This window comes from Nonomuraea sp. JJY05 (genome assembly GCF_043496855.1).
Taxonomy (GTDB): Bacteria; Actinomycetota; Actinomycetes; order Streptosporangiales; family Streptosporangiaceae; genus Nonomuraea.
In genome coordinates, this window is the sequence record NZ_JBIEIS010000045.1 from 15,763 (window position 1) to 40,718 (window position 24,956).

General features: G+C 70.4%; 23 protein-coding genes. 8 read left to right on the forward strand and 15 right to left on the reverse strand.

What is annotated here, in order from left to right; all coding sequences use genetic code 11:
- The first annotated feature begins 26 nt into the window (after positions 1–26).
- Positions 27–851, forward strand: a complete 825-nt coding sequence (locus ACFKCF_RS47970; RefSeq protein WP_394502182.1) for an alpha/beta fold hydrolase — start codon at positions 27–29, stop codon at positions 849–851.
- A gap of 275 nt (positions 852–1,126) precedes the next feature.
- On the opposite strand, the gene ACFKCF_RS47975 is transcribed toward ACFKCF_RS47970, so the two are convergent.
- Entirely contained in the window at positions 1,127–1,759 is a 633-nt protein-coding gene (locus tag ACFKCF_RS47975; RefSeq protein WP_394502184.1) for a sigma-70 family RNA polymerase sigma factor, read from the reverse strand.
- A gap of 275 nt (positions 1,760–2,034) precedes the next feature.
- On the opposite strand from ACFKCF_RS47975, the gene ACFKCF_RS47980 reads away from it, so the two are divergent.
- Together ACFKCF_RS47980 and ACFKCF_RS47985 are read left to right on the forward strand one after the other, a co-directional pair.
- Complete coding sequence (locus ACFKCF_RS47980; RefSeq protein ID WP_394502187.1) at positions 2,035–2,853, forward strand: alpha/beta fold hydrolase; 819 nt, start codon at positions 2,035–2,037, stop codon at positions 2,851–2,853.
- 67 nt (positions 2,854–2,920) lie between these two features.
- The gene (locus tag ACFKCF_RS47985) at positions 2,921–3,187 is read left to right on the forward strand and encodes a WhiB family transcriptional regulator (protein ID WP_394502189.1); all 267 of its coding nucleotides are present in this window, start codon (positions 2,921–2,923) and stop codon (positions 3,185–3,187) included.
- A gap of 7 nt (positions 3,188–3,194) precedes the next feature.
- On the opposite strand, the gene ACFKCF_RS47990 is transcribed toward ACFKCF_RS47985, so the two are convergent.
- The 12 genes from ACFKCF_RS47990 to ACFKCF_RS48045 all read right to left on the reverse strand — a co-directional run bounded on the left by ACFKCF_RS47990 (position 3,195) and on the right by ACFKCF_RS48045 (position 17,486).
- Positions 3,195–3,701 (reverse strand): Ohr family peroxiredoxin, encoded by a 507-nt coding sequence (locus tag ACFKCF_RS47990; RefSeq protein WP_394502190.1) that lies wholly within the window; start codon positions 3,699–3,701, stop codon positions 3,195–3,197.
- Positions 3,692–4,375: a hypothetical protein gene (locus ACFKCF_RS47995; RefSeq protein WP_394502192.1), complete on the reverse strand. Its 684-nt coding sequence runs from the start codon at positions 4,373–4,375 to the stop codon at positions 3,692–3,694. Before ACFKCF_RS47995 ends, ACFKCF_RS47990 begins: the two co-directional genes overlap by 10 nt.
- 46 nt (positions 4,376–4,421) lie before the next feature.
- The gene (locus tag ACFKCF_RS48000; protein WP_394502194.1) at positions 4,422–5,336 is read right to left on the reverse strand and encodes an RNA polymerase sigma-70 factor; all 915 of its coding nucleotides are present in this window, start codon (positions 5,334–5,336) and stop codon (positions 4,422–4,424) included.
- A gap of 42 nt (positions 5,337–5,378) precedes the next feature.
- Positions 5,379–6,095, reverse strand: coding sequence for an alpha/beta fold hydrolase (locus ACFKCF_RS48005; protein WP_394502196.1), 717 nt, complete (start codon positions 6,093–6,095; stop codon positions 5,379–5,381).
- A 20-nt stretch (positions 6,096–6,115) separates the two neighbouring features.
- Positions 6,116–7,321: a ferritin-like domain-containing protein gene (locus ACFKCF_RS48010; protein WP_394502198.1), complete on the reverse strand. Its 1,206-nt coding sequence runs from the start codon at positions 7,319–7,321 to the stop codon at positions 6,116–6,118.
- Positions 7,305–7,535: a hypothetical protein gene (locus ACFKCF_RS48015; protein ID WP_394502200.1), complete on the reverse strand. Its 231-nt coding sequence runs from the start codon at positions 7,533–7,535 to the stop codon at positions 7,305–7,307. The genes ACFKCF_RS48010 and ACFKCF_RS48015 overlap by 17 nt, the downstream gene beginning before the upstream one ends.
- A complete protein-coding gene (locus tag ACFKCF_RS48020) occupies positions 7,532–8,311 on the reverse strand; it encodes a class I SAM-dependent methyltransferase (RefSeq protein WP_394502202.1) in 780 nt (259 codons plus the stop codon). The genes ACFKCF_RS48015 and ACFKCF_RS48020 overlap by 4 nt, the downstream gene beginning before the upstream one ends.
- A gap of 78 nt (positions 8,312–8,389) precedes the next feature.
- On the reverse strand, positions 8,390–10,120 hold the full coding sequence (locus ACFKCF_RS48025; RefSeq protein ID WP_394502204.1) for an L-aspartate oxidase: 1,731 nt from the start codon (positions 10,118–10,120) through the stop codon (positions 8,390–8,392).
- 9 nt (positions 10,121–10,129) lie between these two features.
- On the reverse strand, positions 10,130–11,314 hold the full coding sequence (locus ACFKCF_RS48030) for a low temperature requirement protein A (RefSeq protein ID WP_394502206.1): 1,185 nt from the start codon (positions 11,312–11,314) through the stop codon (positions 10,130–10,132).
- A gap of 203 nt (positions 11,315–11,517) precedes the next feature.
- Positions 11,518–13,797 (reverse strand): helix-turn-helix domain-containing protein, encoded by a 2,280-nt coding sequence (locus ACFKCF_RS48035; RefSeq protein WP_394502208.1) that lies wholly within the window; start codon positions 13,795–13,797, stop codon positions 11,518–11,520.
- Positions 13,798–13,829: 32 nt separating this feature from the next.
- The gene (locus ACFKCF_RS48040) at positions 13,830–14,606 is read right to left on the reverse strand and encodes an SDR family NAD(P)-dependent oxidoreductase (protein ID WP_394502210.1); all 777 of its coding nucleotides are present in this window, start codon (positions 14,604–14,606) and stop codon (positions 13,830–13,832) included.
- Between the two features lie 120 nt (positions 14,607–14,726).
- The gene (locus tag ACFKCF_RS48045; RefSeq protein WP_394502211.1) at positions 14,727–17,486 is read right to left on the reverse strand and encodes an ATP-binding protein; all 2,760 of its coding nucleotides are present in this window, start codon (positions 17,484–17,486) and stop codon (positions 14,727–14,729) included.
- Positions 17,487–17,892: 406 nt separating this feature from the next.
- Here ACFKCF_RS48045 and ACFKCF_RS48050 point away from each other — a divergent pair, with 406 nt between their 5' ends.
- The gene (locus ACFKCF_RS48050) at positions 17,893–18,630 is read left to right on the forward strand and encodes an SDR family NAD(P)-dependent oxidoreductase (RefSeq protein ID WP_394502213.1); all 738 of its coding nucleotides are present in this window, start codon (positions 17,893–17,895) and stop codon (positions 18,628–18,630) included.
- 444 nt (positions 18,631–19,074) lie between these two features.
- On the opposite strand, the gene ACFKCF_RS48055 is transcribed toward ACFKCF_RS48050, so the two are convergent.
- Positions 19,075–19,677: a sigma-70 family RNA polymerase sigma factor gene (locus ACFKCF_RS48055; RefSeq protein ID WP_394502215.1), complete on the reverse strand. Its 603-nt coding sequence runs from the start codon at positions 19,675–19,677 to the stop codon at positions 19,075–19,077.
- Positions 19,678–20,517: 840 nt separating this feature from the next.
- Between ACFKCF_RS48055 and ACFKCF_RS48060 the strand changes: the two genes are divergently transcribed.
- The 3 genes from ACFKCF_RS48060 (at position 20,518) to ACFKCF_RS48070 (ending at position 23,167) form a co-directional block, all read left to right on the forward strand.
- Entirely contained in the window at positions 20,518–20,892 is a 375-nt protein-coding gene (locus ACFKCF_RS48060; protein WP_394502217.1) for a hypothetical protein, read from the forward strand.
- Positions 20,893–21,588: 696 nt separating this feature from the next.
- Entirely contained in the window at positions 21,589–22,011 is a 423-nt protein-coding gene (locus tag ACFKCF_RS48065; protein WP_394502219.1) for an antibiotic biosynthesis monooxygenase family protein, read from the forward strand.
- Positions 22,012–22,078: 67 nt separating this feature from the next.
- Positions 22,079–23,167, forward strand: coding sequence for an MBL fold metallo-hydrolase (locus ACFKCF_RS48070; RefSeq protein WP_394502220.1), 1,089 nt, complete (start codon positions 22,079–22,081; stop codon positions 23,165–23,167).
- A gap of 251 nt (positions 23,168–23,418) precedes the next feature.
- Here the strand turns inward: ACFKCF_RS48070 and ACFKCF_RS48075 are convergent, their stop codons facing one another.
- The gene (locus ACFKCF_RS48075; RefSeq protein ID WP_364027324.1) at positions 23,419–23,892 is read right to left on the reverse strand and encodes a MarR family transcriptional regulator; all 474 of its coding nucleotides are present in this window, start codon (positions 23,890–23,892) and stop codon (positions 23,419–23,421) included.
- A gap of 94 nt (positions 23,893–23,986) precedes the next feature.
- On the opposite strand from ACFKCF_RS48075, the gene ACFKCF_RS48080 reads away from it, so the two are divergent.
- Positions 23,987–24,955, forward strand: coding sequence for an NmrA/HSCARG family protein (locus ACFKCF_RS48080; protein ID WP_394502222.1), 969 nt, complete (start codon positions 23,987–23,989; stop codon positions 24,953–24,955).
- The last annotated feature ends 1 nt before the right edge of the window (position 24,956 follow it).

The window sequence follows — 24,956 nt, forward strand, 5'->3', positions numbered from 1 at the left end:
CCATCGGAAAAGGAGGAGACGGCCTCATGGCCTACCTGCCCATCGGCGAAGACGGCCGCAATCCGGTCGAGCTCTGCTACGAGGACTACGGTGAGGGCCGGCCCGTGGTCTTGCTGCACGACTGGCCCCTGTCCAGGCACATGTGGGCGGCACAACTGCCCGCGCTGGTGGAGGCCGGATACCGGGTGATCGCCTACGACCGCAGGGGGTTCGGCGACTCCTCCCGCCCGTGGGACGGCTATGACTACGACACCCTGGCCGGCGACCTGCGCGCCGTGCTGGAACGGCTGGACCTGGAGGAGCCCGCGCTGGTGGGCGCCGGCATGGGCGCGGCAGAGATCGTCCGCTACCTCAGCAGGTACGGCACCGCCGGGATCGGCCGGGTCGTGCTGGCGGGGGCGGCGCTGCCGTACCTGTACCGGTCCTACGACAACCCGCAGGGCCCGTGGAGCGCCACCGACTTCGATCGGCTGCAGGCGCGGCTGAGCTCCGACCGGTTCGCCATGGTCGACGCGTACGTCACCCGGATGTTCCGCGCCGAAGGGCAGGTGCTGCTGAGTGAGCAGCACCGCGACCACTACCGCGCCCAGGCCGTGGCCGCCTCGCCGCGGGCGCTCGGCGCCGGGCTGGCCACGCTGGCTCGCAGCGACCTGCGCGGAGAGGTCGCCATGGACGTGCCCGCACTGGTCATCCACGGCGAGCACGACGAGATCGCCCCGCTGGCCGCCATCGGCGAGCTGGTCGGGGGCAGCGCCCTGGAGGTCATCCAGGGCGCGCCGCACGGTTGTCAGGCCACTCACCCCCTGCGCTTCAACCGCGAGCTGCTGCGGTTCCTGGCGAACGGCGGGTGATGGTGGTTCCCGCCCTCCCTTCGAGCACCGCGGCGGCGTCGCGGGCGTAGACGTGGGGGCCTGCCCGCGCCGGGCAGCCGGTCGGCCGGCGACCTGAACATCAGCGCCGGCGCGGTCGCGCCGGCCGTGACGAGCACGAACGCCACCAGCGAGATCGGGCCGAACGCGGCAGGCGCGGACGGCAGGGCGAACACGCCCGTCCCGATGACCGAGCCGACCACAAGCGCGACGGCGGTTCCGAGACCGAAGGAAGCGGCCGCCCTCTTCCTTGGCGCTCATGCGGTCTTCCTCAGCGGGATGTCGGCAGCGAGCAGCCCTTCCAGGTCGCCGAGGTCGCCGGTGCGCGCCGCGTCGAGGAAGGCCCGCACGAGCTGCTGGTAGGTGGCGGTGTCGACGGGCTGGCTGCGGTCGGTGGACAGGCGCTCGTGGGCTCGCCGTACGAGCTGACGGGCGTGGGCCTCGGCCAGGTGCAGGACCTCGGAGATGCGCCGGTAGGGGTAGTCGAAGGCCTTGCGCAGGATGTAGGCGGCGCGTTCCGCGGGCGTCAACTTCTCCAGCAGCAGCCGGACCGCCACGTCAACGGCCTCGTGCTGCTCGGCCGCCGCCTCCTGCCCCGCGCTGCTGTCGCCCCACTCGACAAGCCAGGGACCCGCGTACGTCTCGCGGCGCTTCCTGGCGGACTTGACGACGTTCAGGGCGAGCCTGGTGGTGGTGATCGCGAGGAACGCGGGCGGGTTGATGACGACCGAGCGGTCGGCGCGCTCCCATCTGAGCCAGGTTTCCTGCACCACGTCCTCGGCCTCGCCCACGTCACCGAGGAGGCGGTAGGCGATGGCGAACAGCCGGGGACGAGTGGTGACGAACATCGACTCGCCCTTGTCCCGGTGGCGTTGGCAGACGGTCGTCATCGTTTCTCCAGCGAGAGTCAGCGTCAGTCGGAGACCCCAGCAAACGCCGGGCGGGATCCGGCGACATCGCACGGATGCTTGACATTCGGGATGAAGCCGCCACCGTCGCTCCCCGCCGCGAGCCCGCGAAGCCGGGAAGGTGATCTCAAGTCTTCGTGTGATGTCCCCGACGGGCGCGGCTGGAACGGTGGAGCACGCAAAGCGACCGCTGGTGCGGCCACGGGGATCGCACCAGCGCGTCGCCGGCCCTGATTTCCTTGTCGAAAGGCTTTCTCATGCTTCGTCGATCGACCGCATGGCGGGGTGCCGCCGCGGCTCTCGGCCTGGCCGCCGTCGCGGTGTCCACCACCCCGGCCATGGCCGACAGCTCCGCGCGCCGCCTGCCCACGGTGGTGCTCGTCCACGGCGCCTTCGCCGACGCCAGCAGCTGGGACGGGGTCGTCGCCCGGCTGCAGCGGCGCGGGTACCCGGTGATCGCGCCCGCCAACCCGCTGCGCAGCCTGTCGGGTGACGCCGCCTACATCGCCAGCGTCGTCAGGAACGTGCACGGCGACGTGATCCTGGTCGGCCACTCCTACGGGGGCAGCGTGATCACCAACGCCGCCCGCCAGGCCTCCAACGTCAAGGCGCTGGTGTACGTGGCGGCGTTCCTGCTGGACAAGGGCGAGAGCACGCAGACCGTGCTGGACCCGAAGAAGTACCCGGGCAGCCTGCTCGGCCCAGCCACGCTGGACCAGCGTCCCTACACCGACACCGCGGGCAAGGGCGTCGACCTGTACATCAAGCAGGCCAGCTTCCCCAAGGTGTTCGCGGCCGACCTGCCGCTGTCCCAGGCCCGCAGGATGGCCGCCGAGCAGCGGCCCTTCGGCGTGGCCGCCTACTCCGGCACGTCCGGCTCCCCGGCGTGGAAGAAGATCCCCACCTGGGCGATCATCACCACCCAGGACAAGGCCATCGATCCCAACGGCCAGCGGTGGATGGCCAAGCGCGCCAAGGCCCACGTCGTCGAGGTGAAGTCCTCGCACGCGATCTCGGTCAGTCACCCCGGCGCCGTCGCCGACGCCATCGTCGACGCCGACCGCGGTACCCGCTGACACCGGGCAGGACCGGCCCGCTCCTCGCGCGCCGGTCCCCAGACCTCCAACCCTTCAGGTGGCGACCATGAACACAGCACCCATCACGCCCCTGCGCTGGGCGGACCGCGGGGCCTGCCTCGACAGCGACCCCGAGCTCTTCTTCCCGTTCTCCTGGGAGGGCCTGCCCGCCTGGCACCTCGCGCTCGCCCGGCGGATCTGCCAGGGCTGCCCGGTGCGCGTGCAGTGCCTGACCTGGGCCGTCGAAACCGGCGAGGCGGACGGGATGTGGGGCGGCACCACCCCTGACGAGCGCCGCCGCATCCGCGCCACCCGCGAACGGCGGGCCGGGTGAGGCATGGTCAGGAGGCGAGGCTGATGCTGGCGGGGATGCCCTGCCGGGTCATCTTCGCGTACGGGCACAGCGCGGCCGCCTGCTCCAGCAGCGGGGCGGCCGCAGCCGTGTCCACCCCAGGCCAGTTGACGACGAGGTCGGCGCGCAGCTGGTACCCGCCGTCGGCGGGATCCCTGCCGAAGGCCACGGTGGCCTCCACCGAGATCGCGGCCGGGTCGAGCAGGTGCCGCCTGGCCAGCAGGCTGAGCGCGCCGTGGAAGCAGGCGGCGTATCCGGCGGCGAAGAGCTGCTCGGGGTTCGGCCCCGGGTTGTCGCCGCCGAGCTCGTCGGGCATCCGCAGCTCCAGGGAGAGGGTGCCGTCGGCGGACCTGGCGTGGCCGCTGGCCCGCCCGTGGGAGGAGCTGCCGCCGGTCACGGCGACGCGCGTGGAGTAGAGCGGCTTGAACTCCGCCCCGTTGTAGTCGTGGTCCGTGGAGAGGATCTGGTCGTTCACCGGCATGCCCTTCAGTGCCAACGCTGGAGTTTGTCGGGGTTGAGGACTATCCACACCGCCGTGACCTCGGCTCCGGCCACGCTCACGCTGACCACCGCCACGGCCTTGCCCGCCCGCCGCAGCACGAGCCCCGTCCTGCCGTTCACCGATCCGATGGCCAGCTCGGTTCCGGGCTGGTCGATCAGCAGCGCTGTGACGACCCGCGCGGCCGCGTCCGCACCGTAAGTCGGCCGTACGGCGACGCGCACCTTGCCGCCGCCATCGCTGACGACCATCGCGTCGGCGGCCAGGACTTCCCGCAGCGCCTCGGTGTCGCCCGCCTGGCAGGCCGCGGCGAACCTGCGAGCCACCCGGTCATGCCTGGCGAGCATCGCCTGGCCGTACCCGACCTGGTGCGAGGCCGGACCCGGCACGGGCTGGGCCGGGGTGACCGGACCGCCGGGCACGTGGTCAGGGTCGGTTTCGGGGTCGGCGAGGAGCTCCAGGCAGATGCTGCCCGCTGTCCGCGTCAGCCAGGCGCGCGGCACCGCGATGGCGGCGCGTTCCTCCTGGTCGAGGGCGTACCAGCGGCGGTAGGTCTCCTGGACGACGTGGTCGGCCGTGGTGTCCGAGCCGAACATCCACAGGGCGATCTCGAGCAGGTGCTGCCGTTCGTCGAGCATCTCCGCCAGCGACTCGGCGCCCGCCTCGGTCATGGTCTGCCGCCTCCTTCGGTGTTGGCAGATAAGACCGGACAGCCCGTTACGTTGTGACAGTGCGGCTACGAGACCGCTCGAATGCCTCGATCTTGGCCGGGTTGAGGATCCACAGCAGGTGGTGGATCCCCTCGCCGGAGGCCTCGATGGCGAGCAGGGCCACGCCGCTGCCGCCCCGGGTGACGAGCACTCCTGGCAGGCCGTTCATCTCGACCCACGTGATGGCGGTGCCCGGCCAGAACCGTGGCGAGAACGCGGCCACGAACCTGGCCACCCGCTCGCTGCCCAGCACGGGGAACTTGGCCGATCCCCTGATGCCGTCGCCGTCGGAGGAGCTGACGACGTCGGCGGCGAAGAGCTTCTCCAGTGCGCCGACGTTCCCCGTCTGGGCGGCGTCGAGGAAGGTCTCCAGCAGGCGCCGGTGCTCGAGCCGGTCGATGGGCTCGTGGCGTACGGCGGTCAGGCGCCTGCGGGCTCGGCTCACGATCTGCCTGACGTTGACCGTGGTGAGCCGCAGGATCTCCCCTATCTGCGGATAGGGGTAGTCGAAGGCCTCGCGCAGGACGTAAGCGGCGCGCTCTGTGGGATTGAGCCTCTCCAGCAGGAGCAGAAAGGCCAGCTCCAGCGCTTCGCCGCGTTCGGCGCCGACAGTGGGGTCCAGGCTGGTGTCCACGGGTTCCGGGAGCCAGGGGCCGATGTAGGACTCCCGCCGCACGCGCGCGGACTGGGCCAGGTTGATGGCCAGCCGGGTGGTGACCAGCGACAGGAAGGCCGGCGGGTTCTCGATGGTCTCGCGGTCGGTGTCCTGCCAGCGCAGCCACGCCTCCTGGACGATGTCCTCGGCCTCGGCCGCGCTGCCGAGCATCCGGTAGGCGATGCCGAACAGCCGCGGGCGCAGCTCGATGAAGGCGGACGCCGCTCGATCGAGAGCGTCCGCCTGTTCCGGGGATTTCGCGTTCATGTGCCCCACATCGATTCGCCCGTTGGCCTGGGCAGGGGTTCATCAGCCTCGCGCGTGGTCGGCAGCGTCGAGGATAGTCGCTGTCACGGCGTCGGGCTGGGAGGCCGCGAGCGCGTGGGAGGCGCCGGCGACCTCGCGGGTGCCGCGCGAGTCCGCGCGCTCGGCCATGAAGCGCAGTGCGGCAGCCGGGATGTTGAGGTCCTTGTCGCCGTGGACGAACCAGGACGGGATGGTGCGCCAGGGCGCCTCGTCGACGGCGAGCCCGTCGGACAGGGCGCGCTCGGTCACCGGCCGCTGGGTCGCGGCCATCAGCGCGGCCTCCTCGGTGTCGAGGTCGGCGCAGAACTGGCGGTGGAACTTCGCGGGGTCGATGCGGAGCTCGTTGCCGCCGGAGGCCACCGGGTAGGCCTGCAGCGCCTGGCCGAGCGTGCTGCCCTCGAACTTGCTCGACAGCAGCAGCGCGCTCTCGCCGGGCTCGGGGGCGAAGGCGGCGACGTAGACCAGGGCGCGCACGGCCGGGTTGCCCGCCGCCGCCTGGCTGATCACCATGCCGCCGTAGGAATGGCCGACCAGGACGACAGGGCCGCCGATGCCGTCGATCACGTCGCGCAGGTAGGTGGCATCGCCCTCCACGCTGCGCAGCGGGTTGGCCACGGCGACCGTGGTGAGCTGGTTGCTGCGCAGGCGCTGGATGACGCGGTTCCAGCCGGCCGACTCGGCGAAGGCGCCGTGGACCAGGAGGACGACGGGTTGGTTCATGGGATTGCCTTTCTGGCTGTTCACTCGTGGAAGCCGATCTCGCGATGGGTGCCGTCGCACAGCGGTTTGTTGCCGGAGTGGCCGCAACGGCACAGCGTCATCCGGTTCCTGGTCTCCAGCGGCTCGCCGGTCTTCCAGGTGAGGGCGTTCTTCTGCTCGGCGGAGACGATCTTCCGCTTGCGCCGCAGGGGGACGCGGGCGTACACGACGTACGGCCCGTCGCGGAGCACGACGATCCGCTGGTGGTCGCCCGCGCTCCAGCGGCGTAGCTCAGGCGGGACGTACTCGAAGGTCGGGCCGCCCCGCCGCATCAGCTCCCGCGCCTGGACCTTGAGCGCGTACATCTCCCCGGTAGCGACGGCGAGCATCCTCGGGCTGCCGTTGAAGGCCAGCTCCAGCAGATGGAGAATCGCGCAGTAGGTGTGGTTGAACTCCTCCTGCGCGGCGCGGTCCGCGGGGTTGGGCGTCATGGGGAACACCCCGGTGAGATCCACCGAGAGCTTCTCACCGGTGGGCCCGGACTCAGGGGTGTCCCCGCGCCGGTAGCGGCGGCCGAGCTTCAGCTCCATGAAGCGGTAGTAATGGGCGACCTCGTCCTGGTCACCGTCCCAGACCTCGCTGCGGGCGGTGCCCTCCCCCTGCTCGACGATCTCCTCAAGCGCGTCCAGCGCGGAGGCGAGGTCGGTGACGGCGACCAGCCTGCCGCCGGTATGGCGGAAGTCGCCGCCGCTCACCTGCCGGGCCGGGTCGCCGGAGAAGACCTCCTTCTCGCCGAGCGTGTCGCACAAGTAGCGCAACCCCTGCTCGATCGCGGCGTAGAACTGCCCGATGGTCTCGTAGTCGTCGTCCTCCGGCGGGGCGCCGGGCGGTGCCGGCTGTTCCAGGCGCAGGAACATCTCCAGCGCTTCCGGGCCGAACGGCACCAGCGACAGCTCGAGGTCGCCGTGGGGCAGCTTGCGGGGGTGAGGCGGCAGCATCTCGGGCGTGTCGAGCCGCGGGGCGCCGCCGACGGCGTTGAGCAGGTTCGCCGCCAGCGCCAGGTGCAGCATCTCCTCCACGAAGACGCTGCTCACCACCTCGACGGCCGCCGGGTTGCGCTCCGGGTCGAGGGAGTACAGCGCCGTCAGGTACGGCGGCAGCGTCGCGTGCTCCAGCTCGATCGCCCGCTGCAGGTGCTCGCGGAGGCTGGCGAGCGTGTCGATCCGCGGCTCAGGCAGCGTCGTCACCCGGCCGCGAGCCGTCCTCCAGCCCCTCGACCGCGTCGCGCAGCACCCGCAGCTCGATCTCCTCGCGCTCGACGTCCGTCGGGTCGTACAGCCACTCGGTGACCGGCCGCTCCATCTCCTCCTCCGGGTGGCTGGCCTCGGCGATGATCAGCTCCTCCTCGATCTCGACGTGGAGCTCGTACAGGAACTCGTTCTCACCGTTCGGGGTGCTCATGTCTCCTCCATGGGTTGTACGGCCGGCCTGCTGACCGCGTGGATCAGACGGACGGCGATCTGGCCGGTGGCGAACAGGCGGGCGAAGCGCTCGCCCTGGCGGGCAGCGAGCGCGTAGGCGGGATCAGCCCGGTGGCGGCGGGCGACTACCGCGGCGACCTGGTCGGCGCGCCGCGACCACGACAGAGGCGCCCGGCCGGGCTGGTCGAGCTGCTCGAGAACCTCGAACCCGGCGCCTTCGAGCAGCGCGTCGAGCTCCCGGCAGGTGGGAAAGTGGTTGCCGTCGGGGACCTGGAGAACCTGCGGGCCCCTGGCCACGGCCACCGAGAGCCCGAGCGAGGCGCCGGGCTTGAGCACCCGCTGGATCTCCCTGAGCACCGCGGCCTTGTCCCGCACGGTGCACAGCACGCCCAGGCACCAGGCGGCGTCGGCGGTTGCCGGGCGGAGCGGGATCTCTCGCCCGTCGGCCGCTATGACCGGCAGTCCGAACAGCCGGGCGGCCGCGCGGCCGGCGGTCGGCATCGGCTCGATCAGGATCGGCCGGACCCTGAACCGCTCGGCCGCCCAGGCCGCCGGCCCGCCGACTCCCGCGCCCACATCGAGCAGCCGCATCCCGGGCGCCAGCTCGCACGCCTCGGCCAGCCATGCCAGCGCCGCGGGGCTCGCGCTGCCACGGCAGGCAGCCGGTACGGCATGCCGCTCCCCGAGCAGCTTGACGGCGTCGGCGGTCCAGCCCGCGACATCGTCGAACTCGGCGACCATCGCCAACGCGGTCACAGCAACTTCTCCCGTTCAGTGATGTGGCCCGATCGCCAGCTAAGACAGGACAGCCCCGGCACTTGTGACAAGATCCGGCTACTCGACGAGCTTTCCCGCGGTCGAGACCTCGCGCATGAGCGCCGCGATCTCGGCGGGAATCGGCGGGATGCTCTCCCGCTCCACCGAGCCGGGGCCGGACCACACGAGGTTCACCTGCAGTGCGGGGTCGAGTTCCGGGTAGTCGGAGCGGTTGTGGCAGCCGCGGGTCTCGCGGCGCTCGATCGCGGTTTCGATGGTCGCGCGCGCGGCGAGCGCCGCGGACTTCAGGTCGAAGGCGTGGGCCAGGTCCTGGAAGCCGGCGATGTCCGGGTGCACGCCTATCCCGCTGATGCGCGCCTCGACCGCGGCCAGTTCGGCGAGGCCTTTTCGCAGGCCGCCCTCGTCGCGTACCACTCCGGCGTGCTCCGTCATGATGTCGCGGAGCGCTCGCTGCAGCGACCGCACGTTCTCCGGGCCGTCGGCAGACAGGAGCTCGTCCACTTCCTCCCGCGCCGCGGCGAGCGCCTCGGCGGAGCGGCGCTGGGCGTCGAGACCCGCGGAATACTCCGCCGCCGCCTGGCCGACGATGCGGCCGAAGACGAGGAGCTCGATGAGCGAGTTGCCGCCCAGGCGGTTGGCGCCGTGCAGGCCGCTGGCCGCCTCCCCGATCGCGTACAGGCCGTCGACGCCCGTGCCGTGGTCCTCGGGGCGTACCCAGACCCCGCCCATCGAGTAGTGCGCGGTCGGCGCGACCTCGATCGGCTTCTTGGTGATGTCGAGCATCTGGAGTTCCAGGAGCGTCTGGTAGACGCGAGGCAGCCGCGTCATGATCGTCTCGCGCGGCAGATGCGACACGTCCAGCCACACGCCGCCGTCCGGGGTGCCGCGACCTTCCTTGATCTCTGTGTACGCGGCCAGCGCGACCCGATCGCGCGTGGACAGCTCCATCCGCTCCGGGTCGTACCTGGACATGAACCGCTCGCCGAGCCGGTTGCGCAGGATCCCGCCCTCGCCCCGTGCCGCCTCGGATACGAGCGTGCCTGCCGCGTTCTCCGGCGCGATGAGACCAGACGGGTGGAACTGCACCAGCTCGGGGTCGCGGACGCGGCAGCCGGCCAGGACGGCCAGGCGGAAGGAGTCGCCGGTGTTCTCGTCCCTGCGGGAGGAGGTGCGCCGCCAGATCCGGGTGTGGCCGCCCGCGGCCAGGATCACCGCATCGGCATGGATGACGTAGCGGCTGCCGTCGGTCAGGTCGAACCCGTACGCGCCGAAGACCGCGTTGTCGCGCACGAGAATCCGCGTGATGTACACCGTGTCGAGGACGCGGACGTCGAGCTGGGTCGTCCGGTTGATCAGCGTGCGCTGGATCTCGAGTCCGGTGTAGTCCCCCGCGTACGAGGTGCGCCGGAAGGTGTGGGCGCCGAAGAAGCGCTGGGAGATCCGCCCGTCCTGCTCGCGTGCGAACGGCATGCCGTACCGCACGAGGTCCTCGATGCCACGCGCGGCCCCCTCGGTGACGATGCGCACCGTCTCGGGGTTGGCCAGCAGGTAACTCTCCTTGAGAGTGTCGGCCGCGTGCTGCTGCCAGGTGTCCTCGGGGTCCATCGTGGCGAGCGCCGCGTTGATGCCGCCCGCCGCGAGCGAGGTGTGTGCGTCCGCCTTCGGCCGTTTGCCGACCGCGAGGACATCCACCCCGCGCTCGGCGAGTTCGACGGCCGCCCGCAGCCCGGCCCCTCCGGTCCCGATGACCAGGACGGACGTGGCGATTCTGTTCTCTGATGCGTGCATGATGCTCCTTCAGCTACGTGCCGCCCAGATGGAGACGGCGACCAGCGCGACGCAGGCGGCCGCGATCAGCGCGACCACGGCGGCCACCCCGGTCCACGGCGCCGCGAGCGGCGACAACACGACGGCGCCGACGCACCCTGCCACGGCAGTGCGGGGGATGACGGAGTCCGCGTCGACCAGCGCGTGCACCGCCCGGAGCAGGATGAGATACACCCCGACCGGGATGGCGACCGCGTAGCCGATCGCCATCGGCGATGCCGCCACCTGGCGCCCGCTCTGCTCCACGGCCACCTCGAGCCCGGCGCCAAGAGCCGCCAGCGCGGCGAAGATGCCGAAGTGGCCGTACCCCCACCAGTACGACCGATGACGCCGGTCGCTGAGCCCCTCCCCTGCCTCGACCAGGAAGTACAGCCACCACAGGGCGAACAGCAGGACGAGACCGGATCCGGCGATGACGACGAGGGGACCCGCTTCGAGCGCCCCTTCAACCCCTCTGCTCGCGGCCAGGACACTCTCGCCCAGCAGGATGATCGTGAACAGGCCGTAGCGCTCGGCGATGTGGTGCGGGTGCCAGGTGGTTGCCCTGACCCGCTCCGCCCACCACGGCACGGCCAGCTCCAGGACGACCAGGCAGGCGAAGATCGGCAGCTGGAGTGACGCCGGCAGGAGGCCCGCCTCCACGAGAGCGAGCCGGAGCAACCAGCCCAACTCGGCCAGCCCTATGCCCGCGGCGTAGCGGAGCCCCGTACGACGGCTCGCCGGATCTTCGAACGCGGCCCTCAGCCATTGGGCGACAAGCCCGATCCTCATGATGAGGTAGCCCAGGGTGATGATCCCGTAGTCGGAGTGGCCGACCGCGGCGGGCACGCCGGCGGCGAGGACCAGCACCCCCGCCATCTGCACCATGGTCAGCAGCCGGTAGGGAACATCGTCGGTGTCGTAGGACGAGGCGAACCAGGTGAAGTTCATCCACGCCCACCAGATCGCGAAGAACACCTGGAGGAACGGGACCAGCCCGGTCAGGCCATGACCTTCAGCGATGGCGTGCGCGAACTGCGCCGTGATGGCCGCGACCGCGACCACGAAGGTGAGGTCGAAGAGGAGCTCGAGCTGGCTCGAGGCGCGATGCGGCTCGTCGACGGGCCGGGAGCTCATCCTGACCCGGATCCGGATGGTGGTCCTGGTTGATGGCACGCTCACGCTCCTGTCGCTCTTGCGGTGTCCGGTTCGCCAAGAAAGACCGGACGGCGTCGCGATCTGTGACAGCTCGTCGCGGTGGTTGTCACAAGTCGGGAGGCCGCTCCTCGCCTTCTCCGAATCGTCGCGGCAGGAGATCGCCACCCAGGGCGTACGTGTCGCGGTCACCCAGCCAGACCACGTCGCGGTCAACGAGATCCTCATCCGCCCAACGGATCAGACACAGTAGCCACCAGCTTCTCGAATTCCGCGCGCACCTCCGCCGCCCTCTCCACGTCACCGGACCGCTCGAACTGCCGCAGCGCCTCTGCGTACGCCTCCCTGGCCTCCTCGACCCGTCCCGCACGCCACAAGACGAAGCCGAGCCTGGCCTGGGTGCGGCCCAGCGCCAGGCCGATCGGGTGCGCGCGCAGTGCCGGCATCGCCTGCTGGTAGGCCTCGATCGCCTCCTCCCAGCGCTCAAGCTCGGCGTAGGCGGCGCCGAGATGGTCCAAGGCGGTCCCGAGAGAGAAACTGGTGATGGCGGGGGAACCGCCGTACGAAGGGTCACTCAGCATTTTCACCAGGGCGAGATTGCGGTCCAAGGATTCCGAGATCTGGCCCGCCCTTCGCAGGGCGGTGATGTAGGACGTCGCAGCCTGGGGATAGCTCTCGAGGTCTCCGGCCTCCAGGAGGAGTTCGGCGCCGCGCCTGGTGTAGTCGAGGTGCCGCTCCAGGCTTCCCGGGGTACGCCAGATCGCCCAGGCGGCGTACACCAGCGCCCACCCCTGCTGGCGTATGTCGCCGACGTCGCGGGCCAGCTCCAGCGCCCGCAGCGCGGCCGCCTCCGCCTCCTCGACGCGGCCCTCGCACGTGACCAACGCCCAGGACAGGTAGTTCAGGTGCACGGCCTCCAGGAGGCGGTCGCCCATGGCCCGCGCCGCGCTCGACGACAACTCGAACACCTCGCGCCAGTAGCCCCACCGTATCCACTGGTCGGAGAACCAGTGCATCGACTCGGCCACCTCCACCACCGTCGCGTGCTCGCCACGCTGGGCCGCCGAACGCAGCGCCTCCAGCCAGGCCGTGCCCTCCGCCTGCAGCCAGTCGCTCGCCTCCTCCTGGCTGCCCAGCGGGACCAGGGACCGCCAGTCAGGGGGCGGCGCGCCGTACTCGGGCTCGAACCAGCGGCCGGCCACCACCGCGACCTCCAGCAACCACGACTCCATCCGCCGCCTGGCCCGCTCCTGCGCCTCGATCGGTTCCTCCTCCGACAACCGGGCGCGGGCGTACAACCTGACCAGGTCGTGGAAGACGTAACGGCCGGCGTACGGCGAGCTCAGCAGGCCCAGCTCGGCCAGTTCCTCCAGCGCGTCCTCGGCCTCGATCAGGTCCACCTGGGCCAGCACCGCGACCATCGCCACCCCGAAGTCAGGCGCGGCCGCCAGCGCCAGCCGCCGGAACGCGCAGCGCGCCGTACCGGACAGCTGCTGGTAGGACAGCGTGAACGCGGCGGCCACGGCCAGGTCGCCCACCGCCAGGGCCGCCAACCTGCGCTCCTCATCGCCCAGCCGGTCCGCCAGCTGGCTGATCGTCCAGCCAGGCCTGCTCTGCAGCCGGTTACCGGCGATCCGCACCGCCAGCGGAAGGTTCCCACACAGCCTGGCCAGCTCGGCCACGCCACTGGAATCCGCCGCGGCACGCTCTTCCCCGACGATAGCCCGCAGCAGCCTGCCCGCCTCCTCGCTGGACAGCTGGTCCAGTGGGATCTGCCGCACTCCCTCCAGCCCGGCCAGTGAGCGGCGGCTGGTGACGATCGTCATCCCCGGCCCGCGCGCCGGCAGCAGCGGCCGTACCTGTGCCTCATCGGCGGCGTTGTCCAGCACGATCAGGCACCGGCGATGACCCAGCACCGCCCGGTAGAGTCCCGCCCGCTCATCCTCATCGCTCGGGATCTCTCGCTCGACCACACCCAGAGCCTTCAGCAACCGCGAGTGCACGGCCCCAGGCGCCAGCGGGACGCTGTCCATACCACGCAGGTCCACGTAGAAGCAGCCGTCAGGGAACGCCTCCCCCAAGTGCCGGGTGGCGTGAACGGCCAGGGCTGTCTTCCCGATCCCGGCGGGACCGGAAATGGTGGCCACCACCGCGCTTTCCCCGGTCTCCGCCTGCTCGGCGAGGTCACGCAGCAGATCGAACTCCCGCAGGCGGCCGACGAAATCCCCTGTACCGCGCGGCAGTTGGCCCGCACCGGTGACCGGGCCGCTCAGCCGCGGCCGCCCCACCCGTGCAGCCTCGGCCAGCTCCGCTCGCTGTTCCTCATCCACCCGCAACGCCTCGGCCAGCGCCTGCACCGTGCGCCGTTGCGGGCTGCGGCTGACACCTCGCTCCATGTCACCGATCGCCCGCACGCTCACGCCCGAGGCGTGCGAAAGCTCCTCGATCGTCAACCCCGATTCCTGCCGCAACCTGCGCAGGAGCGGGCCGAACGAGCTGACCATCCGTCCTCCTCGGTCTCCTCGATCGAACGCGGTTACCAGGTTTGGTCGCCGGCGCGGACCAGCAACTCGTTGATCGCGACCCGCCGGTCTCGCGTGACGATGTAGCCGATGGCGTCCGCCACGTCCTCCGGGCGCAGCGCTTCGATTCCGTCGATCCGCCGGCGGGCCGCGTCCCGGACGGTGTCGCTCAGGTGGTTCACCAGCTCGGTGTCCACGGCCCCGGGCTCCACCACGCTGACCCGGACGCGCTCGCCGAGCAGTTCCTGGCGAAGCGACTCGGTGAACGCGTTCACACCGGACTTGGTCAGGCCGTAAACGCTGCTCCCCGGCCGGGCGACCCGCCCGGCCGTCGAGCTGACGTTCACCAGGTCTGCCACCTGCCGGGGGGATGTCGACGCGGCGTAGATCAGGTGCGGGACGGCGGCGTGCGTGACGTGCAACAGCCCTGCCACGTTGAGCGAGATCATCCGATCCCACTCTTCAATGGTGGTGTGCAGCGCCGAGTTGAGCAGCATGATCCCGGCGGCGTTGACCAGGATGTCCAGCCGTCCGAACCGGTCCAGCGTGTCCTGCACCACGTCCTCGGCGCGCTCGGCTTCGGTGATGTCGGCCTCCAACCCGACGGCCTCGCCGCCCAGCATCGCGATGTCGCTCGCGACCCGGTCCAGGCGGTCGCGGCGGCGGGCTACGAGAGCGACCGCCGCGCCCTCACGGGCGAGGCGGCACGCGGTCGCGGCGCCGATTCCGCTGCTCGCGCCGGTGACGAGCGCGACGGCGCCGTCCAGCGGCTGATCATGAACTGTCCCCACGACCGTGTCTCCCGCGTTCAGCCGAACTGCCTACGCGACGAGACTCGCGCAGCCGACCCCCGGGCCGAACCAGGGTGTCTCACTGGTCAACCGGGGCCAGGGAGTGCCCCGGCGGCGGGGCTACGCCTCGCCGCCTGACAGGACGTCGCCGAGCTGCTTTCTGGAGCTGATCCCGAGCTTGGTGAAGATCTTGCGGAGGTGCCACTCCACCGTGCGCGGGCTCAGGAAGAGCCGGGCCGCGACTTCGGGGTTGGACAGGCCGTCTCGCACGAGCAGGGCGATCTGCTTCTCCTGCGCGGTCAGCTCGCCGCTCATCGAGGAGCTCTTGCGCTCGCGGACATTCTCCCCTGTAGCGAGGAGCTCGCGGCGGGCACGCTCGGCGAACGCCTCCATCCCGATCGACACGAACATCTCGTACGCCGTCCGCAGGTGGACCCGCGCCTCGGCCCGCTGCCGTTCCCTGCGCAGCCACTCGCCATACAGCAGGTGAGCGCGTGCCAGCTCGGGGCGCAGGAGTGTACGGCCCAGCCGTTCGATCGCCTCGCGGTAAAGCCCGTCCGCGGCGGTGGCGTCGGTCAGCAGCGCACGGCAACGAGCCAGAATTCCCTGTGCCCAGTCCGTGTCGCACGGCTCTGTCGCGTCCACCAGGCCTTCCAGCGCCCCGCGAGCAGCCGTGTCGTCCCCGGCGCGCGCCGCCGCCTCGACGAGCTCGGGCAGCGCCCAGTTGGAGACGATCAGGTTGGCGCTCTCGCTGCCGGCATGGGCCGCCGGGAGCGCAAGCCCGTAGCGGGCGAGGCCGTTGTAGAGGATCGCGGCCGCCCACTGTGCGGTGGCGGCACCGTTCAACTGGCCGCTGGCGGCTGCCTCCTCGATCGTGGCCTCGATGAGCTCCATGGCCTCGGCCTCCTTGCCCTGCATCGCCGTCAGCAGGAGCTGCGTGTGCTGCGCCATGGGCACGCCCGTCGCATCGGCGGCGGCTTCCGCTTCTGCGACGAGCGCGCCCGCGGCGGCGAGGTCCCCGCTCAGCACGGTCGGTATCCCCAGCGAGTGGAGATAGACGGGAAGGTCGGACACGGCGCCGGATCTGCGCACCTCGTCCAGTGCCCTGGCGCGGGTCTCGGGCATGGCCAGGTCGTCCCAGACGAGCGGGCTCACGCCGAAGGCCGCCCAGCCCCATTTCAGGAGGTCCTGAACGGGGCAGTCGGCGAGCGCGGCCTGCGCCCTGCGCAACGTGGGAAGCGCGGCGCTCCTGCCGTCGGTGATGAGCAGCGCGAAACCCTCGAGCACGAGGTCCAGGAGCCGCGGGCTGCCCTCGGGCGCGGGGAGTTCCCTGATCGCCTGGGAGACGGCCAGGAGGCTGCCTCGGTTCGCCGCGCCGAACGACGCGGAGCCCCAGGCGATGAGGTACGTCTCCCGCGCCAGGTCCAGGTCGAACGGCTGCAGCCGCCGCGCGGCTTCCAACAGCATCAGCGGCGCCTCGTTGTCGAAGCCGGTCGCGAAGGTGATGTGACCGCGCGTCAGGTGCGCTCGTACGCGCTGGAACTCGCTCTGGGCATCCCGGTCGGCGATGTCGGCGAAGCGCCGTGCGGCCTCGATGTCACCCGCCCTGAGGCTGGCGTCCGCCGCCATCAGGGCACGCTCGGCACGCCGCGAGGTGTCGATGGTCAGAGCCACGGATCGCTGCAAAAACGCCGCCGCGGCCGCCAGCCCGCCGCGCGCCTGTGCCCGGCCGGCAGACCGTTCCAGCTCGGCGGCGACGCCCTCGTCGGGCGCGGCGGTCGCGGACGCGAGATGCCAGGCACGGCGGTCCGGGTCGGCCTTCGCGTCGGTGACCTCCGCCAGCGCGAGGTGGACCGCCCGGCGATCCCCTTCCTCCGCCGAGCGGTACACGGCAGACCGCACGAGCGGGTGACGGAAGATCACCCGCACGCCGAACTCCAGCAGCCCGTCCGTCCCGCCCGCCAGGACTGTCGCGGGAGTGACGCCGAGCCGTTCGGCGGCACGCCACACCAGCGAGGGGTCACCGACCGGCTCGGCCGCGGCGACCAGCAAGAGCAGCCGGGTCTGCGCGGGCAGGCCCTCGATCCTGGCCAGGAAGCTCTGCTCGATCCTGCCGGGCAGCGTGTCGGCGTCAAGGACGCCGTACCCGCCCGCCATCCGGGTCACCGCCAGATCACGCGGCAGCTCCAGCAGGGCCAGCGGGTTTCCCCTGGTCTCGGCCACGAACCGGTCGCGGACGTGTTGATCGATCTGGACGTGCGTCACCGCGGTCAGCAGGGCGTGCGCGTCTTCCGCCGTCAGGCCGGTGACCTCGAGCTCCGGCAGTCCGCGCAGATCCTGGGTCTGTTCGCGAGAGCCGAAGACGAGGGCGACCGACTCCGCGAGGAGCCGCCGAGCGACGAAGCCGAGGACCTGCGCCGAGGCCCGGTCCATCCACTGCGCGTCGTCGACCACGCAGAGCAGGGGACCCTTCTCCGAGGCGTCAGACAGCAGGCTCAGTACGGCCAGCGCGACCAGGAAGCGCTCGGGCGGCGCTCCCCCTCGTATCCCGAAGACCGTCTCGAGGGCGTCGCGCTGCGGTGCGGGAAGGTTCTCCAGCTGATCCAGCAGCGGTGCGCACAACTGGTGCAAGGTGGCGAAAGCCAGTTCCATCTCGGACTCGACGCCGGCCGCACGCAGCACCCGCATGCCCGTCGCCGAGTTCGCCGCGTACTCCAGCAGCGTTGTTTTCCCGACTCCCGGCGCGCCGTGCACGACGAGCACGCGGCTCTCGCCCATACGGACAGCCGCGATCGTCTGATCGAGGAGAGCGCGCTCCGGTTCCCGCCCGACCAGCCCGGTGTTCTGACCCTCCCGGGAGCCCCGCCTACGTCGGTTCACGGTCCCCCGCTTTTTGCACCAGTTGCACGTCTTTAAATACACCCAAGGCACGCGCCAGGCCAAGTGGTACGGTCTGCGTCTCACCAGCTGAGCCGGTAGATCATCGTCGCGGATGCCGTCCACGAGCTCGGATACGACACCATCGGGGCTGAGGCAGTGTTCCATGTCCGGCCGGGCGTGCGAACGGCACGAGGTCGGTGCGGGGCCATGGGCCGCCCCGTGTGGCTTGTGGCGGGTTGACACAGCTGGTTCCCCGCGACGCGCCTCGCCACGACGCCGCCATTTCGCGGCAGCTGTCACAAGCCTGGAGGCTGCCCGGTCTTAGCTGGCGACTGGGGGCAACGAGGAGCGCGGCGGAGCTATTGCGGCATGACGAAACCTGTGAACCCCTCCGGAAAGGAAGCACATGAGCAACACGTTGAATGGACTGGTCGTCCTCGTCACTGGAGCGTCGTCGGGCATCGGCGAGGCCACTGCGCTGGCCCTCTCAGCGGAAGGGGCACGTGTCGCGGTCGGGGCCCGGCGCGCCGACCGGTTGGAGTCGCTGGCGCGCAAGGCGCCCGGTGAGGTGCTGGCCCTCGAACTGGACGTGACCGACCAAGAGTCGGTGCGGGCCGCGGTCGCGGCGACCGTCGAGCGCTTCGGCGCCCTGGACGTCCTGGTGAACAACGCCGGGGTGATGCTCAACGGCCCGATCGTGGGTGCGGACATCACGCAATGGACCCGCATGGTCGAGACCAACCTGCTCGGCTCGATGTACATGGTCCATGCGGGTCTGCCCCACCTGTTGGAGCGCAGGGGCACGATCGTGCAGGTCTCCTCGACCTCGGGCCGGATCGCGTCGGCCTACGCCGGTGTCTATGCCGCGACGAAGTTCGGCATCACCGCCTTCTCCGAGTCGCTGCGGCAGGAGGTCACCAGCCGGGGTGTGCGTGTCGTGGTCATCGAGCCCGGCTTCGTCGCCACCGAGCTGACCGGCCACAACACGGACCCCACGATGCGGGCCGCCGCACAGAACATGGCCGCCTCCATGCGCACCCTGCAGCCCGAGGACATCGCCAACGCCGTCGTGTACGCGGTCACCCAGCCGGAGCACGTCGCGGTCAACGAGATCCTCATCCGCCCGACCGACCAGATCCAATAGGGGAGTGACACCGGCCCTCGCAAGGGCGACCTTCGCCACGCCGGACGTGCCATTGGTCGCAGGACCGAACGCGGCGGCCGTACACACCGTCACGAGGAAGGCGTCGGCATCCCCGCGTCACCTCCTCGCGCAGGGCCGAGCTGGGCGCTCAGGTCAGAGACGTCATCGATGGCTTGACCGCCTTCTCGTCGCTCCGTTGCTGCGACGTCGACACCTGGCCTGAGGGCGCCACCCCGGCGGAAGCGGGCGCGTCGATGCCTGGCGACAGGCTGCTACCGCGAGCCCAGTACCGCTGCACCCGCGCGATCACCATTGACGCGACGCCGGAGCAGGCGTGACCATGACCGGTCCAGGCCGGGTGCGGGCGCGCCAGCCGGTACGCCGACGACCTTCTGGATAACTTCGGGGATCCGCAAACGGGCCGTAGCCCGACGCTGATCGGACCTAGCGGGCGACGTCGGCGGCGAGCAGTTGTTCCAGTCCGGCGAGGTCGCCGGACTGCGCGGCGGCGACGAACGTCCGTACGAGGCGCCAGTGCGCGGTGGTGCTCACCTGGTGGTGTCGCTCGGTGGCAAGGTGGTCGCGGGCGCGTCGCAGGAGTTGCCGCGCATGGTCTTCGCTCAGGTGGAGGATCCCGGAGATCTGGCGGTACGGGTAGTCGAAGGCTATGCGTAGGAGATAGACCGCTCGTTCGCCGGGGGTCAGTCTCTCCAGCAGCAGCCGGATCGCGGTATCGACCGCCTCGCGTCGTTCGGCTGCCGTCTCGGGGCCGACAGAAAGGTCTGTTGTCTCGGGAAGCCAGGGGCCGACGGAGGTCTCGCGGCGCCTGCGGGCGGACTGAGCGACATTGATGGCGAGCCTCGTGGTGGTCAGCGCGAGAAACGCGGGCGGGCTGATGACGACCGCCCGGTCGGAGCGGGCCCAACGCAGCCACGTCTCCTGCACCACGTCCTCGGCCTCGCCCACGTCCTGCAGGACGCGCAGACCGATCGCGAAAAGCCGGGGCGCGGCGCTGACGAACGCCGAAGCGTCTCCGTCCCATCTCATGATCGACCGGTCATCGGTCTGCTCTGCGTGGTCTCTGTGTGACTCGAACAGGTTCATGGTCACGGTCCCGGCTCCGTTCGCCCCTGGCATCCGGCGATGCCACTGCGATCACGGTCGCCTCTCGGGCCCCTCCATCGCGCCCTGGGGACACCCTGGTCGGTACCCTGGCCCGGAGTTACGGGTGCCCACTGGCCCCGTAGTAGGTACCGGGGGCAGGAGAGGCCCTTCAAACAGTGAGGTCCTCGGCGGTGCCACCGGGGACCTCAGCGGGCAGTCGGTCGTGCCGCCGTTCAGAGACTGACGTCCTGTTTGATCATCGTCCACCTGATCGACGATCTGTGCACCGGCTCACCCCGCGGCCAGTGTCACCGGCAAATTGCCCGGGTTGACGGCAGAACGGTAGGCTACCCGTCGATCTAAGACGTAGCGTCGGCATCCTCCTACGTTCGACAGTCAAGGGTCAACGGCGGGCGGTGCCCATGGCAAGCAGAAGTCCCGGGTCGCGGCTTAGTGGGCGGCAGATCGAGTGCGAGACGCTGGACCAGCTCGTGGCGACGGTGCAGGGCGGCCACAGCTCGGTCCTGGTCCTGCGCGGCAAGGCCGGCATCGGCAAGACGGCGCTGCTGGAGTACGCGCGGGCCAGCGCGTCCGGCTGCCGGATAGCCAGAGCGGCCGGCGTCGAGTCCGAGATGGAGCTGGCCTTCGGCGGACTGCATCAGCTGTGCGCCCCGTTCCTGGAACATCTCGGTCGCCTGCCGGGGCCCGCAACGCGACGCGCTCGAGACGACGTTCGGCCTGAGCGCGGGAACTCCACCGGACCGCTTCCTGGTCGGGCTCGCGGTGCTCAGCCTGCTCGCCAAAGTGGCCGAGAGAGAGCCGCTGGTCTGCCTCGTCGATGACGCCCAGTGGCTTGATCAAGTCCCCGCGCAGACCCTCGCCTTCGTCGCGCGACGCCTGTTCGCGGAGCCGATCGGGCTGATGCTCGCGGTGCGCGAGCCCGGCCTCGAACACGAGTTGACGGGGCTGCCACAGCTCGAAGTGGGGCGGTTGAGCGACAGCGATGCCCGCGCTCTGCTGGACTCCGTGACTCCTGGACGACTCGACGAGCAGGTCCGGGACCGGATCGTGTCTGGGCGATCTGGTGCAAGCCGAACTGGCCAGGCTAGTAGTGCTCAAGGTTGCCGGTTGATGACATTGATGCGGTGCAGGCGTTGATGACGGCGACGAGGTCGAGGCTCCACACACGGTTGACCGGGTAGCCCAGGCTATGTGTGACAGGAAGCTGGGTGTGACGTAGGTCTCATCACTGTCAATCCTCCGGGATCGTGGAGACGGTTGTATGCCACAGCGGCCCTGAGGAGGGCCGATGACGCTTGTCTCTTCTCGATCATGTGAGCTAAGCCGCGGGGATGGTCCCTCGACCGCCTCATTGGCACGTATTACGTGCCCGCGCTCCCCGCGCACGCAGGGACGGTCCATGGCCGCTCCCGGCGCCCCCCGCGAGGCGGCGGGTGTGACGCGGTCGCTCCAGCGATCACGCACGTGAGGGCCGTACGTGCGCGCTCCCCCTATCAGAAGGAGAGGCCATGCGGCGCAACCGGGATGCCACCAAGCCGTGGAGATTTGGCCGCGTACCCACGCCCGCCCCAGGATCTTGAAGATCAGCGCCATCTGGCCCTGGAAGAGCGCGTTCCTCACCTGCCCGCAAAGCCTTCGTGCGCTCCCAGCACCCGGCTGACCAGCACAAAGACACCCCGCCGAGCACGGAAGGAGTGACCGCACCGCCCTGGGCCCATGGAAGCCGACGCCCACCCAAGCGCCTCGGGCGTCCACGACACGCCGTACGGAAACACAAAACGGATGATCAGGCGAAAACCACCGCCAAGCGGAGGCCCTCACCCGAGTCGGCTGATGGCTGAGGCATCGAGGTCAACAGCCGGCTGGTGTCACAAATTCGAGGCGTCGCCGGTCTCCATGGGTATGAGTCAATCCCTGGAATCGAAGACCGGCGTTGACGGGCCGGTAACTGTGATCAAGAGCTACACCGTGCCGGCGGACGAAGCCGACTATTTCGTCGAGGTGTACCAGGAGAACGCCCGGATCATGTCGACCCAGCCCGGCTTCCTCCGCTCCCGCCTGCACAGGCCGCTCGCCGACGCCCCTGAGGTGCGGTTCGTCCACATCGCCGAGTGGACCTCGGGCACCGCGCTCGACAAAGCCACCGGCAATCCCGAGTGGCATGCCTCGTTGCAGCGCATGTTCGACGATCCGGGCCTTCACATCACCTCAGAACCTGCCAGCTATCGCGTCGTTGTCGAACTTCACCCCTCCTGACAACAGCGATTGCCACCCGCAGCACAAGCCGGCATTGACCTATGACCAATGCTCACAAGGACAACACATGACTACTGAGTCCGCACAGACGAGCACAACCAACCGCCGCACGTTCTTGAGGCGCGCGTCGGTCGCCGCCGCAGTTCCCACCGCCGCCTCGCTGCTCGGCGGTTTCTCGGGCACCGCTGCCGCGACCGACTCGCCCGGCCTTCCGGACTACGCGCCGGTCCCTTCCGCATCGGTCGGGCCCGCGCCCAACGCCGACGGCTACTTCGTCGGACACATCGAGGGCAACCTGTACTGGGTCACCGACTCCTACTACCAGGCCATGTTCCTCACCACGCGGGACGGCGTCGTGCTCGTCGATGCCCCGCCCACCATCGGGCACAACCTGCTGCGGGCCATCCAGGAGGTGACCCGTGCCAACGGCAGGCCCTCCAAGGTCACGCACCTGGTGTACTCCCACTCTCACGCCGACCACATCGGAGCTGCCTCCATATTCGGCAAGGACGTGGTGCGCATCGGCCACACCGAGACCCGCCGCCTGCTGCGCATCGATGCCGACCCCAACCGTCCGGCACCTACGGTGACCTTCGACGACCACTATGTCCTGCAGGTCGGCGGCGAACGCCTCAAACTCGCCTACCGCGGCCCGAACCACTCCCCGGACAACATCTTCGTCTATGCGCCCGACTACGCCACGCTCATGGTCGTCGACGTGCTCTTCCCCGGCTGGGTACCCTTCAAGGGCCTCGCCGCCTCCCAGGACATCCCCGCCTGGATCAAGGCCCATGACATCGCCATGGAGTACCCCTGGCGGACCCTCGTCGGCGGCCACCTCGGCCGTCTTGGCGTCCGCGCCGACGCCACCCTCCAGAAGCAGTACGTGGCCGACCTCCTGGCCAGCACCCGCGCCGCCTCCGCCTCGGTCGACCCCACCCCCTATTACGAGAAGTACGGGCCGGCCGGCAACGCCTGGGCTATCTTCAAGGCGTACCTGGACGCCGTCGCCACGGCAGCCGCCGCGCCCGTCGCCGCCAAGTACACCGGCGTTCTCGCCGCCGCCGACGTCTTCACCGTCGACAACGCCATGACCATGGTCGAGTCGCTGCGCATCGACTTCGGCGAGCTCGGCCCCTTCGGCACCCGACCGTGACACCCGGTTCGGGGCGTGGTTGACGGTCCTACAGAACCGTGTCGAGCCCCGCTGCGTGGACCCAAGGTCCGCGCAGCCGAACTGCAGTTCTTCGCCGGCGCTCCTGCCGTTTGTTCCGCCCAGATGTTCTTGAGGTCGGATACGCGGCGGCGGCCAGCGTGGCCACCCAGGAGAGCAGGGGCAATCGGGGCACGAATGATCTCCGTTTTTCGCCACACCCTGGGGGTGCTTTCCGCGGCGCGGGAGCATGATCACAACGAGCAGTCCCGCTCCCGGTGCTCGTCGAGGGCGCGGAGCACGTCGGCGCAGGCCTGCGCGAAGCCGGCCAGCCGCTCGGGCCCCAGCACGTCGACGAACAGGGCGTGAACCATCTCGGTGTGCTCGGGGACGGCCTTGTTGATCGCCGCGTAGCCCTTGTCGGTGAGCCGCACGTCGGGGTAGCGGCGGTCGTTGGAGTCCACTCGCTCGACCAGCCCGCGTTGCGCCATCCGGGTGAGCTGGTGGGACAGGCGGCTCTTCTCCCACTGGGTCGCGGCGGCCACCTCCGCGACGGGCATCTCCCGCCGCTCCGACTCCGTGAGCCGGACCAGGACCTCGAAGTCGGCCGCGGACAGGTCGCACTCGCGCTGCAGGTGCTGCTGCAGGTGCGAGTTGAGGTGCTTGGCCATTTCGATGTACGTGCGCCACATCCGGTCGGCCTCGCCGAGCTCCTGTTCCCATCCCATGACGCCCACCCTACCCGTTGCTTGACGTATCAACCTGGCGCTGTATGGTGAACGGGTTGATACATCAACCTGAACACGTGAGGGGTTTGTCTCTATGAGCGAGCAGCAGATCATCGCCGTGGTGGGCGCGACCGGAGCGCAAGGGGGCGGGCTGGTCCGCGCGATCCTCGACGACCGCAGTGGGCGGTTCGCCGCGCGAGCCCTGACCCGGGACCCGGGTTCGGCGCGGGCCAGGGAGCTGGCCGCGCTCGGGGCCGAGGTCGTCGGGGCCGATCTCGACGACGCGGGCAGCCTGCGCAAGGCGTTCGACGGCGCCCACGGCGCCTTCGTGGTGACCAACTTCTGGGAGCCTCGCACGCCCGAGGAGGAGCGGGCGCGGCCCGCGACCACCAAGGAGCGGGAGCAGGCCGGCAACGCGGCGCGGGCGGGGCAGGAGGCCGGCGTACGGCATTTCGTCTGGTCCACGCTGTCCGACACCCGCGGCTACTTCCGGCCGGGCGACGGGACGCCGAGCTTCGAGGGCTCGTACAAGGTGCCGCACGCCGACGGCAAGGCCGAGGCCGACCGGTTCTTCCTGGAGTCGGGCGTGCCCACCACCTTCCTGCAGGCGAACGTCTACTACGAGGCGTTCCGGGACATGTTCGCGCCCCGGCGTGACGAGACGGGCGCGCTGGTGCTGCCGCTCGGGTTCGGCGAGGCGCGGGTGGCCGCGCATGCCGCGGAGGACGTCGGCAGGACCGCGCTGGGGATCTTCCGCCGCGGGATCGGGATGGCCGGCAGGCGGGTGAGCGTCGCCGGGTCCGTGCTCACCGGCGCGCAGTACGCCGCCGCGCTGAGCCTGGCGCTCGGCGAGCCCGTCACCTACCAGGCGGTCAGCCCCGACATGATCCGGGCCGCGGGGTTCCCGGGCGCGGGCGAGGTCGGCAACATGCTCCAGTACCTGATCGCGGCCGCCCCGGACATCGCCGAGCTCATCGACTTCGAGCTGCTGCGCGAGCTCAACCCGAGGCTGCAGTCGTTCGACACGTGGCTGGCCGCCCACCGCGACACCATCCCGCGCTGAC

What these genes read in the sequence shown, in the direction of transcription:
- ACFKCF_RS47975 (WP_394502184.1), bottom strand. Translation starts at nt 1,759, where the DNA reads ATGACGACCGTCTGCCAACGCCACCGGGACAAGGGCGAGTCGATGTTC.
- ACFKCF_RS48055 (WP_394502215.1), bottom strand. Translation starts at nt 19,677, where the DNA reads ATGAGATGGGACGGAGACGCTTCGGCGTTCGTCAGCGCCGCGCCCCGG.
- ACFKCF_RS48070 (WP_394502220.1), top strand. Translation starts at nt 22,079, where the DNA reads ATGACTACTGAGTCCGCACAGACGAGCACAACCAACCGCCGCACGTTC.
- ACFKCF_RS48015 (WP_394502200.1), bottom strand. Translation starts at nt 7,535, where the DNA reads ATGAGCACCCCGAACGGTGAGAACGAGTTCCTGTACGAGCTCCACGTC.
- ACFKCF_RS48000 (WP_394502194.1), bottom strand. Translation starts at nt 5,336, where the DNA reads ATGAACGCGAAATCCCCGGAACAGGCGGACGCTCTCGATCGAGCGGCG.
- ACFKCF_RS48005 (WP_394502196.1), bottom strand. Translation starts at nt 6,095, where the DNA reads ATGAACCAACCCGTCGTCCTCCTGGTCCACGGCGCCTTCGCCGAGTCG.
- ACFKCF_RS47970 (WP_394502182.1), top strand. Translation starts at nt 27, where the DNA reads ATGGCCTACCTGCCCATCGGCGAAGACGGCCGCAATCCGGTCGAGCTC.
- ACFKCF_RS48075 (WP_364027324.1), bottom strand. Translation starts at nt 23,892, where the DNA reads ATGGGATGGGAACAGGAGCTCGGCGAGGCCGACCGGATGTGGCGCACG.
- ACFKCF_RS48080 (WP_394502222.1), top strand. Translation starts at nt 23,987, where the DNA reads ATGAGCGAGCAGCAGATCATCGCCGTGGTGGGCGCGACCGGAGCGCAA.
- ACFKCF_RS48035 (WP_394502208.1), bottom strand. Translation starts at nt 13,797, where the DNA reads ATGGTCAGCTCGTTCGGCCCGCTCCTGCGCAGGTTGCGGCAGGAATCG.
- ACFKCF_RS47995 (WP_394502192.1), bottom strand. Translation starts at nt 4,375, where the DNA reads ATGACCGAGGCGGGCGCCGAGTCGCTGGCGGAGATGCTCGACGAACGG.
- ACFKCF_RS47980 (WP_394502187.1), top strand. Translation starts at nt 2,035, where the DNA reads ATGCTTCGTCGATCGACCGCATGGCGGGGTGCCGCCGCGGCTCTCGGC.
- ACFKCF_RS47985 (WP_394502189.1), top strand. Translation starts at nt 2,921, where the DNA reads ATGAACACAGCACCCATCACGCCCCTGCGCTGGGCGGACCGCGGGGCC.
- ACFKCF_RS48050 (WP_394502213.1), top strand. Translation starts at nt 17,893, where the DNA reads ATGAGCAACACGTTGAATGGACTGGTCGTCCTCGTCACTGGAGCGTCG.
- ACFKCF_RS48065 (WP_394502219.1), top strand. Translation starts at nt 21,589, where the DNA reads ATGGCTGAGGCATCGAGGTCAACAGCCGGCTGGTGTCACAAATTCGAG.
- ACFKCF_RS48025 (WP_394502204.1), bottom strand. Translation starts at nt 10,120, where the DNA reads ATGCACGCATCAGAGAACAGAATCGCCACGTCCGTCCTGGTCATCGGG.